Origin of the sequence: Pseudomonas sp. A2, from assembly GCF_023100865.1 — a bacterium.
Lineage (GTDB): Bacteria > Pseudomonadota > Gammaproteobacteria > Pseudomonadales > Pseudomonadaceae > Aquipseudomonas > Aquipseudomonas asiatica.
Map to the genome: position 1 here is coordinate 1756366 of NZ_CP039127.1, position 14518 is coordinate 1770883.

The 14518-nt window shown below is 62.8% G+C and carries 12 protein-coding genes; 5 read left to right on the top strand and 7 right to left on the bottom strand.

Features of this window, described 5'->3' with window-relative positions:
- Positions 1-5: 5 nt before the first annotated feature.
- The 3 genes from E5221_RS08250 to E5221_RS08260 all read left to right on the top strand — a co-directional run bounded on the left by E5221_RS08250 (position 6) and on the right by E5221_RS08260 (position 4609).
- Positions 6-680, top strand: a complete 675-nt coding sequence (locus E5221_RS08250) for a hypothetical protein (protein WP_011871451.1) — start codon at positions 6-8, stop codon at positions 678-680.
- Between the two features lie 151 nt (positions 681-831).
- On the top strand, positions 832-1884 hold the full coding sequence (locus tag E5221_RS08255) for a DUF3800 domain-containing protein (RefSeq protein ID WP_011871450.1): 1053 nt from the start codon (positions 832-834) through the stop codon (positions 1882-1884).
- 100 nt (positions 1885-1984) lie between these two features.
- Positions 1985-4609: an ATP-binding protein gene (locus E5221_RS08260; protein WP_011871449.1), complete on the top strand. Its 2625-nt coding sequence runs from the start codon at positions 1985-1987 to the stop codon at positions 4607-4609.
- Between the two features lie 29 nt (positions 4610-4638).
- Here E5221_RS08260 and E5221_RS08265 read toward each other — a convergent pair whose 3' ends face one another.
- The 7 genes from E5221_RS08265 to E5221_RS08295 are packed head-to-tail and all read right to left on the bottom strand — an operon-like array spanning position 4639 to position 10679.
- Positions 4639-5388 (bottom strand): TIGR03747 family integrating conjugative element membrane protein, encoded by a 750-nt coding sequence (locus E5221_RS08265; RefSeq protein WP_009876598.1) that lies wholly within the window; start codon positions 5386-5388, stop codon positions 4639-4641.
- The gene (gene traD / locus E5221_RS08270; RefSeq protein WP_011871448.1) at positions 5385-7571 is read right to left on the bottom strand and encodes a type IV conjugative transfer system coupling protein TraD; all 2187 of its coding nucleotides are present in this window, start codon (positions 7569-7571) and stop codon (positions 5385-5387) included. Before traD ends, E5221_RS08265 begins: the two co-directional genes overlap by 4 nt.
- A 4-nt stretch (positions 7572-7575) precedes the next feature.
- Positions 7576-8124 carry an integrating conjugative element protein gene (locus E5221_RS08275; RefSeq protein ID WP_012112328.1) on the bottom strand — a complete coding sequence of 183 codons (549 nt, stop codon included), beginning with the start codon at positions 8122-8124 and terminating at the stop codon, positions 7576-7578.
- Complete coding sequence (locus tag E5221_RS08280) at positions 8121-8711, bottom strand: transglycosylase SLT domain-containing protein (RefSeq protein WP_012112327.1); 591 nt, start codon at positions 8709-8711, stop codon at positions 8121-8123. The genes E5221_RS08275 and E5221_RS08280 overlap by 4 nt, the downstream gene beginning before the upstream one ends.
- The gene (locus E5221_RS08285) at positions 8693-9418 is read right to left on the bottom strand and encodes a TIGR03759 family integrating conjugative element protein (protein ID WP_012112326.1); all 726 of its coding nucleotides are present in this window, start codon (positions 9416-9418) and stop codon (positions 8693-8695) included. The genes E5221_RS08280 and E5221_RS08285 overlap by 19 nt, the downstream gene beginning before the upstream one ends.
- A gap of 14 nt (positions 9419-9432) precedes the next feature.
- On the bottom strand, positions 9433-10083 hold the full coding sequence (locus tag E5221_RS08290; protein WP_012112325.1) for a hypothetical protein: 651 nt from the start codon (positions 10081-10083) through the stop codon (positions 9433-9435).
- Positions 10080-10679 (bottom strand): PilL N-terminal domain-containing protein, encoded by a 600-nt coding sequence (locus E5221_RS08295; RefSeq protein ID WP_041536874.1) that lies wholly within the window; start codon positions 10677-10679, stop codon positions 10080-10082. Before E5221_RS08295 ends, E5221_RS08290 begins: the two co-directional genes overlap by 4 nt.
- Before the next feature lie 244 nt (positions 10680-10923).
- Between E5221_RS08295 and E5221_RS08300 the strand changes: the two genes are divergently transcribed.
- Positions 10924-12687, top strand: coding sequence for an AAA family ATPase (locus tag E5221_RS08300; RefSeq protein WP_227335318.1), 1764 nt, complete (start codon positions 10924-10926; stop codon positions 12685-12687).
- Complete coding sequence (locus tag E5221_RS08305) at positions 12674-14488, top strand: ATP-dependent helicase (RefSeq protein WP_012112322.1); 1815 nt, start codon at positions 12674-12676, stop codon at positions 14486-14488. The genes E5221_RS08300 and E5221_RS08305 overlap by 14 nt, the downstream gene beginning before the upstream one ends.
- Positions 14489-14518 lie beyond the last annotated feature (30 nt).

Below are 14518 nucleotides of genomic sequence, written 5' to 3' on the forward strand. Positions count from 1 at the left end.
CAGTCATGAGCGTCGTTGCAGACCGTCTCGGCGTGTCGACCCTTGTGGGTACGCCCAAAGAGATTCAGGCTCAACTCGCTCGGTCGCAGGCTGACCACGTGCTGGTGGTGGCGTTCGACCACATCAAGCCCAGTGTTTTCGCGGCATTGGCGGAAAACTTCACCAACGTCGCTTCATCCATGTTCGAGGTGCTGCTTGAACGTCAGGACCGCGAATCGCTCGAACGGCTGGCAGAAATGCTCGTGCCGCGCAATCCGCTGTCGCCCCGGCTGCTCAAGGAAGCGAGCCTGCTGGTGCAGGCGCGTAAGGCGGTGTTGGAAAGTGGAGACTGGTTGACCGCCGCGAACATCGCACAACTCGCGGAACTGAGCACCCGGAACCCGAGCGCTCAGCCCAATAAGTGGAAGAAGCAACGCCAAATCTTCGCTATCAACCACGGTGGCATCGATTACTTTCCGGACTACGGGCTGGATCGTGACGCTGGTTTCCGTCCACTGAAATCGCTGGCCAAAGTGATTGAAACCTTCGAAGGACACAAAGACGGCTGGGGCATGGCTTATTGGTTCCGCTCCGAAAACAGCTTCCTGGGTGGAAATCGTCCCCAGGATCTACTCGCTTCGGCACCGGACCGTGTCATTGCGGCCGCTGTGGATGAAATTCTTGAAATGACCCATGACTAAGCGATGCGCCAATCTGCCCGCCGATGGCGAGCCACCTAGTGAACCATCCTCGGCCGCGTCTGAGCCTTCGCACAACGACGTCGGTGCCTACGATGCCGTGCTCGAATTGGCCGACAGGATCGGAGTGTCCATTGTCCAGGGGAAGAGTTGAATGGAATGCTTCCGGATCGATGAAAGTGGTTATACCGGCTTTGACCTGATGAACCCTGAGCAGCGGTTCCAAGGAGCGACGGCCATCGCCATTGAGGATGACGAGGCCGGGCGCCTGATCCGGGAGCACTTTCCCAAGCTTCAGGCGGACGAACTCAAGTACCGGGCGTTGGCTCGGCGCCCAGCCAATCACCCCCGTCTGATGGCGCTGCAGCGCGACTTGCTAACCGACCACAAGTGCGTGACCTACGTCTGCGACAAGCGCTACCTGTTGCTGCTGATGTTCCTGGACTACGCGGTCGAGCCGTTCTACTACGAGCGCGGCATGGACTTCTACGAAGACGGGCAGAACTACTCGCTTGCGTCGCTGCTGTATACGGTTGGACCGACGCTCCTCGGCAAAGGCGCGCTCGACCGGCTGTTGGTCAGCTTCCAGCGCGCGGTGAAGGAAAAGAGCTCGGAGGCGCTTGGGAACCTGATCGATGCGGCGTGCGCATCGCGCTGGTGGGAACTGCCGGAAGCGCTTGGCCCGCTTGCGCAGTTCGCTGCCCCTGAATGCCTGAAGGCGATCGTCACGCCGGGCGTCAACACCGATGCTGCTTTCGTGGTGCTGCAGTCCCTGGTCAGTCGGATGGAAATCATGGCTGACGGCCCGTATCGGGTCGAGCACGATCAGTCCAAGAACCTGCTCACTTATCACGACCTGCTGCAGCGGTACATCCGCCATGAGAAACCGATCACGTTTCGTCAATCGGAGATCGCCAGCATCACCTTTCCGCTCAAGCTTCAGTCCGTGACTCAGATCGATTCAAAGCACAGTCCTGCAGTGCAAGTGGCGGACGTGATGATCGGCGCGGCCATCGAAGCGGCGAATACGCTTACCGGACAACGCGCCGGGGTACTGGATGCCGAGAAGGTCATGGCGCTGTACGCCGATCATCAACTGATCCATATGCTGCCCTCGATCGACTTCGAGGAGCAAAAGCGTTTCCGTCAGGGATCCCAAGCGGGGCAGGTCATCGACTATTTTGCTGAGAACTTCCACAAACCGTAATAGCGAATGGAAGCATGACCCGCCTGTGCCTACTGCGCTGGCGACCGATCAACATCATCAAGGACGCCATCGAAGCGTCTTCCTGTGTAGAGGGGGCTGCATGGCAAGCATTCATTCGGAGTACCACCGCTTCTTGGCGCACTTGGCGCAACGCCAGGTGCATGACGACGTGTGCCGGCTCGCGCATCTGGTGCTTGATCACCTGCAACCTCTGGCTGAAGTTGGTGCAGCGCGCCGTGGACGCTCCACCCGCATGGCGCCACTGGCCGTCGCCCATTTGGCGCAGATGCCGGTCGCGTACCAGGGAGATGGCCACGGACCCGAAGTCGGGCCGGCGCTGGGGCGCCTGCGCCAGCTTGAGGTGGGACCGTTTCGCGGATTCATGCGGCAAGAGACATTCGACCTCAGCCACGACATCACTTTGGTCTATGGCGCCAACGGTACCGGCAAGAGCAGCTTCTGCGAGGCGCTGGAAGTGGCGATGCTCGGCTCCATCAGCGAGGCCCAAGTCAAGCGGGTCGACCAACGGACATACTGCAACAATGCCCGGTTGCGTCGCCATGTCGCGCCCGTCCTGTCTTCCGGAGCACCAGACCAGGCCCAGGCTGTGCAGCCCAACGAAGCGGAGTACCGCTTCTGCTTCATCGAAAAGAACCGCCTCGATGACTTCGCCCGCATCGCGGCGCGTACTCCGGGCGATCAGCGGCAGCTCATCGCTACCTTGTTTGGCGTGGATCAGTTCAGCGACTTCGTGCGCGGCTTCAATCCCGCGCTCGACCAAGACCTGATGCTCGTCGGCGCCCAGGCTACTCAACTCGCGCAGCGGCGCTTGCAGTTGGCGAACTCTGAACAGACGATCGCTGCTTATCCGCAAAAGATCGCGGCGGTGGAGAACTCCGAGCAAGCGCTGGCGCAACGAATGTCGCCCGGCGCGACGTACCAGGCTTGCGTTGACTGGCTGCTCGGCACACCGGAGCAGCAAGGGCGGCTGCCGTACGTCCAGGCGCAACTGGTTGCCGTCCCACCTGCCGTTCATGAGGTGAGCCAAGCGCGGCTGCAGACGCTGCTGGATGAGGCTTATCACCTTCAAGGCCTGTGGCAGGCGGCCACCGGACAGCTTTCGGCGCGTGCTGGGGAAGTGTCGTACGCTAAGCTCTACGAGGCTGTGCTGGCCTTGACTGACGGGGCGACCACCTGTCCCGCATGCGGAACCGGATTGGCTGCTGTCGCACAGGATCCTTTCGCCAAGGCCCGCACGGGCCTGGAGCAGCTCGCGCAGTTGGCCACCCTCCAGCAGCAGGAAGCCGGCCTACGGACGCAGTTGAGCGAGGCGGTGCGGGCGCTGTGGGACGAGATGCGTCGGGTAGTCGCGGTTGGCGCAAACGCTTGTCCTGCACAGTTGCAGGCAGCAGGCCTGCCTCCATTGCCGCCTACCTCGACAGGCGCCTGGCTTGGCGCATGGGTCGATGGCGACCGGCGTGCCTGGAACGCTCTGCTGCAGGTCACGGAAATCATCGAGCGCGCCGACGCGCAAGCCCGCGAAGCGCATGCCCTGCGCGGGGCGCTGGCCCGGGAGCGGGACGCACTGGACCAGCACCGGCTGGAGATCGAACGGCTGCGGACCATACGCATGACAGCCGACCAAGAAATGGCCGCTGCCCGCCAGACCGTGGCCCAATTTGACGAGGCGAACCGTGAGTTGATCGAGTCGGTCGCAACCGAAGTGCCGGTAGTCGCGCACCACCTGCGGGTCAAGGCCGCCTACGACGGCTTCTTGCCCGAAATCCAAGCCTACTTGGCCGCATTGCCGGGCGTGCTGCTCCAGGGCCTCGGAGAACAGGCACGCAATCTGTACAACGCATTCAATCGTGCTGATCCGCCTGGCGACCTCTTGCACGCGTTGTGGCTGCCTGTCGCCGAAAACGGCAAGATCGAAGTAGAGTTCACCGGTGAGCCTGGCGTGCGCTATGACGCGCTGGTGGTCTTCAGCGAAGGGCATATCAAGTGCCTGGGTCTGGCGATTCTGCTGGCGAAGAACATCGCGCAGGGGTGCCCCGTGGTCATTTTCGATGACGTCGTCAACGCGATCGACGATGACCATCGTGACGGAATCTGGCGTACCTTCTTCGAGGATGGCTTGCTCGTCGGCAAGCAGGTCATCCTCACCTCACACGCCGAGGAGTTTCTGCACCGGATCCAGCAGGAATTGGGCGCCCGGCGGGCCGGGTCCATCAAGCGCTACAAGTTCCTCCCGCACCAGGGCGAGCATGAGCTGCGCGTTGACAGCGATCCACCGACGAAGAACTACGTCCTGTTGGCCCAGCAGGCGTTGGCAGCCGATGAGAAGCGTGAGGCGCTGCGCCAGGCGCGGCCCGCGCTGGAGAGTCTGACTGACCGTCTCTGGACTTGGCTGGGCCGGCGAGCAGATGGGCGCATCGAACTCAAGCTAGGCGGGCCACGCTCCCCCTGGGAATTGAACAACAAATGCGCAAAGTTGAGATCAGCCGTCGATCGCATCTCCGCGCAGCATGCTGGCGCGCCAGACGTCGTTGTCGCTTTGACCCGGCTGCTTGGTGTTGGTGCAGGAAGCATTGAATGGGGGTGTCTCAACAGCGGTGTCCACGATTCCCAGCGAGACCACGAGTTCGACCGCTCCTTAGTGAGAGTCATTGTCGAATCGATTACGGCGTTGGACGCTGCGTTAGATGTTCTGCAGAACCGATGAGCACTACAGCCACGCGGGACAGCATTCGCCTAAAGGTATTTCTTGAAGCTGCCCGCGGTCAGGCTCACGGCCAGCCCCAGCAAGGCGGCGCTCGGCAGCAGAATCAGCAGTGGATGCACCGAGATCGGCAAGGCCAGGTACGTGACCCAGGGCAGAACGGCCAGCGGCATCAGGCTTGCTTTCGCGCGGTGGTAGATGAAGCCCGATTCGCGGCCCGCGCCGAACCGGCGCACGTCCCTCCGCACTAGGCCGTCGATCAGGCCGACGAATGCCGCGGTGAGGATCAGCGGCAACGTGAGCACCAGGACCAGCAGGCGCACAAGGAAGGTCAGCGTCGTGAAGGCTGCGGCGATCAGGTAGCTCTCGGTCCAGACATAGGCCTGGCTGATGTAGTAGCGAAAGTTGCGTGTCTGCCCGTGGCTGGGTGCACGGGCGCGCTCGGCGGTCTGGCTCATGCGCTCCAGCAAGCCCGAGCGCACGAACACCCATTCGTATCCGGTATCCACCAGCTCGTGCGCCGTGCGCCCCGGTTCCTGCACGACCACGCTGCGCGTGAAGTGGTTGGACAGGTGCCCCAACTCGTACTGCAACATCTGCTGGGAGTGTCGCCAGCCCTCGTCCTTCCAGAACAGGTGCATTCCGACGCACTCCACGACAATGGAGAACAGCAGCGAGCCGATCAGCACCCCCAGCAGCCGGAACGGCAAGGTGATGGTGCCGACGATCAGGCCTTGGCGCTGGTTCTGCTCCCGCTGCGCGGTCGAGGCGGCATCCTTCATGGCGAGGCCTCATTGCCGGCGCTGTCGTCGGTGGCCACCGGGCCAGGTTCGGCCGCAGCGGCATCATCCAACAGGTCGTCGGGCAAGGCCCCGTCCTGCAACGCCGGGGAACTGGTGAACTCCCACCACTGCGTGGCCTCGCTGTAGCTCTGGCGCATGTAGCCCGCCAGTTGTTGCAGATCCTGCGGCATGACCTCATCGGGGTCCGGTGCCGGCAGCGGCATGCGAACCTTCCAAAGCTGGCCGCCCTGCAACAATGCGAAACATTGGCCCTTGGGTAAGGCGACGACGTGCGACGGCTCGATCATCGGCACGCTGGACATGCTGATGCGGTCCTGCGTGTTGCTGGTGAAGTCCGTCGCGCCGCGGATGTCCGAGCTGTCGGTCGCGCCGGAGACGATGGTGGTCGTATAGACCTCGACCTTCGGCAATTGCCGGGTCAGCAGTTCGGCGGTGGCCGTCTCCCTGACCCTCAGCATGAACAGATTGTTGAAATTGCCAATCACTTGACCCGCTTTGGCGCGGTTCCCGATACGGGCCTCGATGTCCGAAAGCGTCTGCGTGTACGCGGTGACCTGCAGACCGGCGCCGCCGCCTTTGTTGATCAGCGGCACGAACTCGTCACCCATCAGTTCATTGAATTCATCCGCGTGGACGTTGATCGGCACGCGCGTGCCAGCCGATGCGCCCGGCAGGCCGTCATCGATCCCGTGCTTGTAGATATGGCCTGCCACCGAAACGAGATCGCTGAACATCGAGTTGCCGACCGCTGCGGCGACCTCGGCATCGGATAGCGCGTCCAGGCCCACATAGACGACTGCGCGCTTTCGGATGACCTGCATCCAATCGAAGATCGGGCGGGGGTCGGCCAGGTCGGAATAGTTCGGCGCCAGAAGCTGGGAAATCTTCCCGCTGGTGAGCTTCTCCAGCAGCGGCAGCAAAGACGCGACGATCTTGTCGAAATACGTCTTGTCGTAGCGAACCGCCGAGCGCAGGCCGTCGAGCACCGGGTCGTAGTTACGGGCCTGGGATAGGTACTGCTCCAGCGCCACCACGCGCTTCTCGCGCCCAATCATGTTGCGCGGGATGTTCTTCTCGTTGAGCTTGGCCTCGATCTGGACGATCACCTCCCAGGCTTTGGGCTCGGTCTTGGCGAAGTAGTGCTGGGCGTACTCGATGAACAGCGCGTCGATGTTGATGACGTGCCGCTGGATCAGCATGTAGTCCGGGCGCTGCCCCAGTTCCACCAAGGCGCGGGCAATGATGTTGACGAAGCGCCACGCGAATTCCCTGAAGGCTGCGCTGTTGCCTTCGCCGGAGAGCTGCCCCGCGATGCGGGTGGCGACTTCCGAGATGCGACCGAATCGGCCTACGGCGTTGTAGCGTGCCGAAATGTCCGGCCACCCCAAATGGAAGACATAGAACTCGCCTTCGCGGCCCGCGCGCTTGGCCTCGACATACATCCGCTTCAGGAGATCGGCATCTCCTTTGGGGTCGATGACGATCACGACCTCGTGTTCGCCCGCGGCGTTCCTCCGGCGGATGTCTTGAGTGACGAAGAGTTCGGCCAAACGTGTTTTGCCCACCCTTGTCGTTCCCAAAACCAAGGAGTGGCCCACGCGCTCACCCAGCGGCAGGCTGACGTCCACCTCGTCGGGTTCGATGCCGTGCAGGCGCGGCAGGCCGCCCACTGGCGGCAGCGGCCGCACCGGATTGAAAGGCACGTCCCAGCCGGTGAGTTTCGATAGCCGGGACAGCGGGAACGGCGCGAACTCCAGCCGTTCCTCCAGGCGCCGGGCCAGCCGATAGGCCGGCGTCGGCTCGACGTAGCGCCGAAACTCTGGCCGGTACGTCTGCATGAGCCTATGGGTGTGTTTCTGCTCCCACAGAAAGCCGCGTCCCACAAACAGACGTTGCTGGCTGACCGGCACGTCCTTGCTGGTCATCACGTAGCGCGGCAGGCGACGGATGTTGCGCCGGTAGCACAGGATGACGCGGGCATCGCGGTAGCGGATCGCGCCATAGGCTCCGAACGCCAGCGCGCTGCCGACACCCATGGCGGGGCTCAGCGCGAGCGACCACGGGGCCACCAGGGACAGAAACGCGGCACCTGCACACGCTGCGACGGTATATAGCTCCACCGCAGGGCGAAGCAGAACCTCAACCGGCTGTTTGCCCGACATGGCTTCATTGCTCGATGCCGGTGGCCGTGATCAGCGCCGGGTAGTGCCTCAAGCCCAGACGCTCAGCCAGGTCATCGCCCGCCACGGGTGCCAGTGGCACGCCGGGCGCCAGTGCGCGCAGCCGCGCCAAGGTTTGTGCGGTCTCGACATTGACCACCAGGCCGACCGCGCCGCGCTCGTGCAAGGAGCCCGCATGGCGCTGCAGCCAGTCCCGGGAAGCCTTGTCGTCGCCAATGACCACGAACGGCCGCAGGCCCGGTGCCTCGATCACCCGTCGCGCGACGGTGCCGGGCGTGAGCTTGGCGCTGCGCACCGGCAGCATCGCAGCCTCATCCGCGGGTGTCGCGGGAACCTGCGGCATCGGGATGGGCGACCGCGCTGCACCGTTGTCCCGCGGCTGGAGGTTGAGTGCTTCGTAGTACGGCAGCGCCGATGCACCGCCACGGTCCTCGACCACGATCAGCGGCACGCCGGCACGCGAGGCCAGCGGCAGGATCGTCAGCAGCATGAGCAGGCCCTTGAACGTGAGATGGGCCAGATGGGATTTCGTCATGGGGAGGTCTCCTGGCGCGCGGCGGACGCCGCAGTGGTTGAGCGCGCACCCTGCACGCGGGCGAGGTGGCGGGATACGCTGCGCCGGTAGCGGGCGGCCGGCTCACCACCCGCGGGGCGGTGGTAACGGCCGACCGCCACCAGCCAGTCCTCACCGGGGGTGTGCTGTTCTTTCAGAATCTCGGCGGCGATGGCGAGGTTGCGGTACGGGTCAAGCAGGTCGCACGCGGTGCTGTAGCGCTGCTGGTGGTAGCCGAGGTTGATCTGCCCAAGGCCCGCGTCGATGCGCGTATGAGGCGTCGAGCGCATCGCCCGCTGCAAACCCGCGCAGGCGTCGGCTCGGGTCGTGTAGCGGCGCGACTGGCCGGCGACGTTGAGGGACCAAGGCCACGGGACGATGCGCCCGTTGCGTCGGATACCGCTCTCTTGCAGGGCCACGGCGTAGAGCACCGTCGAAGGGATGCCCGCGCGCTGGGCGGCAAGCTGGTAGGCCGGCGGCGGAACCTCCTGGGCATAGACGGTGCTGACGTACAGGCCAGCAGCGACCACCAGTGCGCGCAGCGGCGCCGTCAGGGTTGGCGCTGCCATTGGCCGTTCACCTCGCGTACGACCGCTGGTAAGTCGCCGGGCAGGCCCAGCGACAGCCAGCGGCCGCCGTCGTGGTTGAGCGTGATGCTGCCGCTGCGCACGCGGGCCGGATCGATTTGCGCGCGCTTGGCCCAATCACGGATGCGTGCATCGTCCTGGCGGCTGCCGACCATGTACAGGTCGAACTCGGTACCCGAGGATTGCAGGCGCTGCACGAGCTGTCCGCAGGCCGCGCAGCCGTCCTTGACGAACACCGCCATGCGGCCGCTGCCGCGCACTGCGCCGGCGCTGGGCTTATCGTCAGGCAGGTTCACCCGTTGCATGCCGGGGTTTAAGCGCTGCCAGGCTTCGTCGTAGGCACGTTGATAGGCAAGCAGCTTCTCGACGCGGCGCGCTTCGATTTGCACCTGCAGTTCTGCGTAGCGCCGCCGTTCCTCGTCGGTGCGGGCCTCAATACCCAAGGCGGACAGCGGGTCCAGGTTGGGCGAGTAGATGCCTAGCGGCCCGTCCATCAACTCGCGATAGCGCGTCCATTCCTGCGGTTGCAGGCCCCAGTCGCTTGCTACCTTGTCATCTGGGGTTCGGGCGACCAGCGGACGCTCCTGGCTCTGCGCATTGCGGGCCGGGGCGGTGGCCGGCTGCTGCGCCCAGGCGGGCAACTGGGCGGATGCCAGCAGGAGCGCGAAAAGGATGATCGACGGCTGCATGTCGTGTGCTCCGGTCAGGGAATCGCCACGCGACGGGTCCGATCGCCGGCCAGGAACACGGCGGTGTTGCCCTCGACAGCCCGCAAGCGCCACGGGCCGAGCGCATCACCTGGCAGCAGCACCTGAAGCTGGTCGGGCGTGGAGTCCGCGCTGCTCGGCGCGACGGACACGCTGCGCTGGCCAGCGCGCAATTCGGCGCCGACGACACGGAACGGCAGCGACGGCGGTTCGGGCTTGGCAACGGCCTTGCCCGATGTGCGCCGCCGGGCGGGTGCTGCGGCGCGCGGAACAGGCGCAGCGGTCTGGCGCGCCTTGATCTGCTCGACCTCCGCGCGCAGCGCCTGGAGGTCGTCGGCAGCGGCATAGCCGCTCAGCGTTTTCTCAACTTGGGCAGCGCGTGCTTCCAGGACTTGGCGGGTGTCTTTGAGGTCTGCCGCCGTTGCGACGGCCGGACGCTGCTGGATGGCCTCGATGGTCTCGGCCAGGCCCGTCGCCTGCGCTTCCAGGCGTTGCAGGCGGGAATCGAGCCGCTCCTGGTCGGCTTGGTCGTTCATGGTCTGGTAGCCCAAAGCTACGAAGACGCTGAGGCCGATCAGCCACAGCCACAGAAGGCTCTGCACCACCACGGCGGCGGCCGAGCGCCGGGCAGACCGCGGGGCGTTCATAGCTGGCCTCCCGAAACCGAAGGCTCCACCGGGAACGTCTGCACCGCGTCGGCGGCGGATGGCTCGGATGCAGGTTCGATAGCCGCGCTGTCGGCGGGCCGTTCGAAGCAAATCTGTCGTGCGCGATCATCCGCGTGCAGTTCCCAAGCCGGGCCAGCCAGTGTGAGCAGCGCATCGCGTAAGGTCATGGGGCCGAGGTGCAGGTGCGCCGCCGGCAGCGGCAGGGCATACAGCTCGGTCACCGCGTGCGCCGTCTGGCACAGGCCGTAACCACTGCGCTTGAGCACATGCCGCAGCCCATCGCCGACGGTGGCGCGGGCATCTTCGGGCATGGACACGTCGATGGTCTGCAACAGCAGGTCCCGCTGTGCAGCCGGGGGTGCTAGCTCGACTAGCGTGTAGCGACCGTAACGCACAACGGGGATGTACTCGGGCGTCTCGGGTTCGGGTGCGGCCGAGACTTCCTCGATGACATCAGGCGCGGGTGGCGCAGTCGTCGTCGCGCAACCGCCAGCCAGCACCGACCAGAGCAGGCCGAGGACTCCCGCCAGCAGGCGGCGTTCGGGATGGTGAAACCAAGGTGGAGTTGGGCACATAAGCTCGGCGTCCTGAAACATCGAGCCCTCACCATCGCCGCTTAGGCCGGGAGCAGCAGCAAACAATGCGGACCACGCTGCGTCCGATTTACCGGCAGCGGTCTAGTCGAACAAAATCGGCCTCGAGGGGGGCTGTAACGGAAAAGCTCGGTCGTGGTCGGCGGATGGAGGCCGGCCGCATGACTGCTACTATTTGTTAAAACACCAATGGATGGGGACGTAAATGAGGGTTTCTCGGGTCAGGTTGATCAATTTCGCCAATTTCTCGGATGTTGATGTCGAGACGGGGGAAAGCATCGTCATCGTTGGAGAGAACAAGGTTGGCAAGAGCAATTTCATTCGCGGCCTGCAGTTGATCCTTGATCCAGGTTTGTCTGAACGCGATCGACAACTGGGGCTTGAGTATTTCTGGGACGGACTTGGCGAAGACAAGGTTGGTGCGACCATTGAGGTCTCTGTGGATCTAACGGACTTCACAAACGATCCCCGGTTGATGGCCCACCTCAACGACTGCGTGATTAATCCTGGCCCTCCTATGGTGGCCCGACTCACCTATCGCTTCCAGCCTAAAGCGGGACTGGGGCGCGCCCCAGAATCGTTGAAAGACTATGAGTACATAATCTTCGGTGGTAACGATCCCGATATGCTCATTGGTGGCGCACTTCGCCGAATGTTGCCAATAGATGTTCAGGTAGCGCTGCGCGACGCTGAAAAGGACCTTGCGAGCTGGCGTAATTCGCCATTGAGACCGCTCATTGAGGATCTCGCAGCATCCCTGGATGATGACGCCCGCGAGGAGATCCAGAATCAGGTCGATGAAGCACAGCGAGAGCTGGCCGGTCATGAGGAAGTGGTCGCGACAGCGGAACGAATCAGCGAACGGTTGATCGCCATCGCCGGTGGGCAGCATGCCGTCCCGGTATCGCTCGGACTTGCACCTACGCGAGTCGATGCGTTGCTGCGTAGCCTTCGGCTGCTCATCGACAACGGTGTTCGCGGTGTCGGCGATGCCAGCCTAGGAACGGCAAATCTGATCTTCCTGGCCTTGAAGAGCCTCGAACTCGACCGCTTCGTCTCCGAGGGGGAGCGCGACCACACATTCTTCGTCGTCGAGGAGCCCGAAGCGCACCTGCATCCGCATGTCCAGCGTCTTGTCTATCGCTACTTCCTCGGCACAAGAGCTGAAGATGAGGACGAAGCCCCTCCGCTGACGACAATTCTCACTACTCACTCACCGCATATCGCAAGCGTTGCACCGATTAGGTCCATCGTTCTCCTGCGCCATAACGCAGCGGACGGAAAAACCATCGCGGTTTCAACCGCAAACGCACCTTTCACACAGAGGGATGAAGACGACCTCCAGCGCTACATCGACGTCACTCGCGGAGAAATATTCTTTTCCCGGGGAGTGATTCTGGTTGAAGGGGACGCTGAGCGCTTCATCATCCCCGCGTTCGCCGAGGCCCTCGGGATTCCTTTCGACATACTTGGAATCACTGTGTGCTCGGTCGGGGGGACGAACTTCACTCCTTATGTGAAGCTTTTGGGCCCTAAAGGGCTAAATATTCCACATGTAATTTTGACAGATCGCGACCCGGTCAATGGCAAACCTCCACTGGCCCACAGGCGATTAATTAATCTCTTGAACGAGGTCGATGAAGAATATGGCTACGATGACCTGGATATAGATGATGTGCTCAAGTACGCCGCGGAGTTTGGATACTTCGTCAACGAGAGCACGCTGGAATCCGACCTATTCGCTGCCGGAATGGCCGAGGCGATGAAGGCGGTAATCGAGCAGGAGTTGCCGCTGAGGCAAGTCACCCGGGACGCATTACAAGAGTGGGTGGCTGATCCGGATCAGGTCGATGAAGACCGGCTGCTGAAGTTGATTGAACGGATTGGCAAGGGGAGATTTGCACAGGCACTTGCGCCGTCGGTGTCTGAGGGCGTTTGCCCGGCCTACATTCGCTCTGCGCTGGAGCATATCCGCGATGCCGTCGCGTAACGTCGGTACAGCCTACCTGGCTCAGGCTGCCGAGTTGGCTGGAAATCCAGGGCAGTTGGCAGCTTACAACTCTCAAGGACATTGTGTGGTACTCGCCGGTCCCGGGAGCGGTAAGACCAAGACGCTCGTCCTAAAGCTCGCCCGAATCCTGGCCGAAGACGTCGAGTCCCCTCGTGGCGTTGCGTGCATCACGTACAGTCAGGAGTGCGCTCGCGAACTCGTTCGCCGAATTGAAAGCTTGGGACTTCAGCAGGCACCTAATCTTTTCATTGGTACAGTCCATGGGTTCTGTCTGCGTCATCTCTTGATGCCGTATGGACGCTTGGCCGGCCTGCCCATATCCTTCCCGCTTTCGGTGGCCACTCAACGAGTCAGTGATCGGTTGTTGAAGCAAACTGGAGACGCAATTTTCGGGCAGAACCATCCGTACAAGGTCATTGACCTCGGGCGGCATCGCCGTTCCGTGCTCAATCGAAATAGCGTCGCTTGGCGTAGCGAGGAGGAGCTCGCTGCGTGGGCCGAGGCCTACGAGGCCGCTCTGCGCGACGAGGGGCTGATTGACTACGATGACATGGTCGTCTTCGGCCAGCGTTTGATCGCCGAGCACGACTGGGTACTACCTCTGGTTCAGGCAAAATTCCCCGTGCTCGCGGTGGATGAGTACCAGGATTTAGGCGTGGCACTGCATCGCATCGTCAAACGCCTTGCCTTCGACGGGGGTGTCCGACTTTTCGCGGTCGGTGATGCGGATCAGTCGATCTATGGATTCACGGGCGCTGACGGCGCGTTGCTCATGGAGCTGGCCGCACGCGGAGACATCGAGCCTGTTAGGCTCCAACTGAATTATCGCTCTGGCACAGGGATCGTGACGGCGTCGGAGATGGCGCTCGGAGAAGTCCGGGGCTATCAAGCGAGCGATCCAGCTCGACAAGCGACCATTGAATTCGTCCTGCGGCCAGGTGGTATGGCCGATCAAGCCGCGCACGTTGTCGCGCAAATTATTCCGGCAGCATTGGCTTCTAAGCCGGGACGAACACTGGGTGATATCGCAATCTTGTACAAAGACTACCGCGCAGGCGATATCGTCTCCGAAGCTGTGACCGCCGGCGGTTTAGATTACATCCGCGTGGACACTGCGGCGCCTTACCGCAAGGTTTCCCTGACGAGCTGGGTGGAAGATTGTGCGGCGTGGTGCGCGGGCGGCTGGCGTGTCGGACGCCCACAATTGCGCGGACTGATCGACCGCTATCTCGCATTTCATCGAGCGAGCTTGGACGATGCACAAGCTAGGCGCGAGGGACAAGAGCTAACCGCTTTGCTATGGGCGTTACGCTCCGACCAGCAACCTGCGCGTGATTTTGTCGCTTCGCTGCGTAGCGGCATCGTTGACCGTCTGTTGGCTGCTGAATTGGCGCTTGCCGATCAGAAGGAACAACTCGATCGCATGACGGCAGCGCTCGCCGAAGGCGGCGCACTGGCTACGCTGGACATGACGAGTTTGGGCGGTAGGGACGGTTCGCCTGATCATCTAAATCTGCTGACACTCCACTCCGCAAAAGGGTGCGAGTACGATGTGGTCATCATGGTCGGTCTCGACCTCGGAAATCTACCGTGGCGCAACGAGAGTCCAGAGAAGTTGCGAGAAAGCCGCCGGCTGTTCTACGTGGGTCTCACACGTGCGCGTGACGAGGTCCACATGTTGTATTCGGGGTTCGTTGAGGGGCGCTATGGCCCGATGCGCCTTGGGCGCTCGCCATTCTTAGATGAGCTAGAGGCTCGAATGCGTGCCACCGGCATTTGAGTACTGGCCATAGGAACTGAGGAGCCCGGG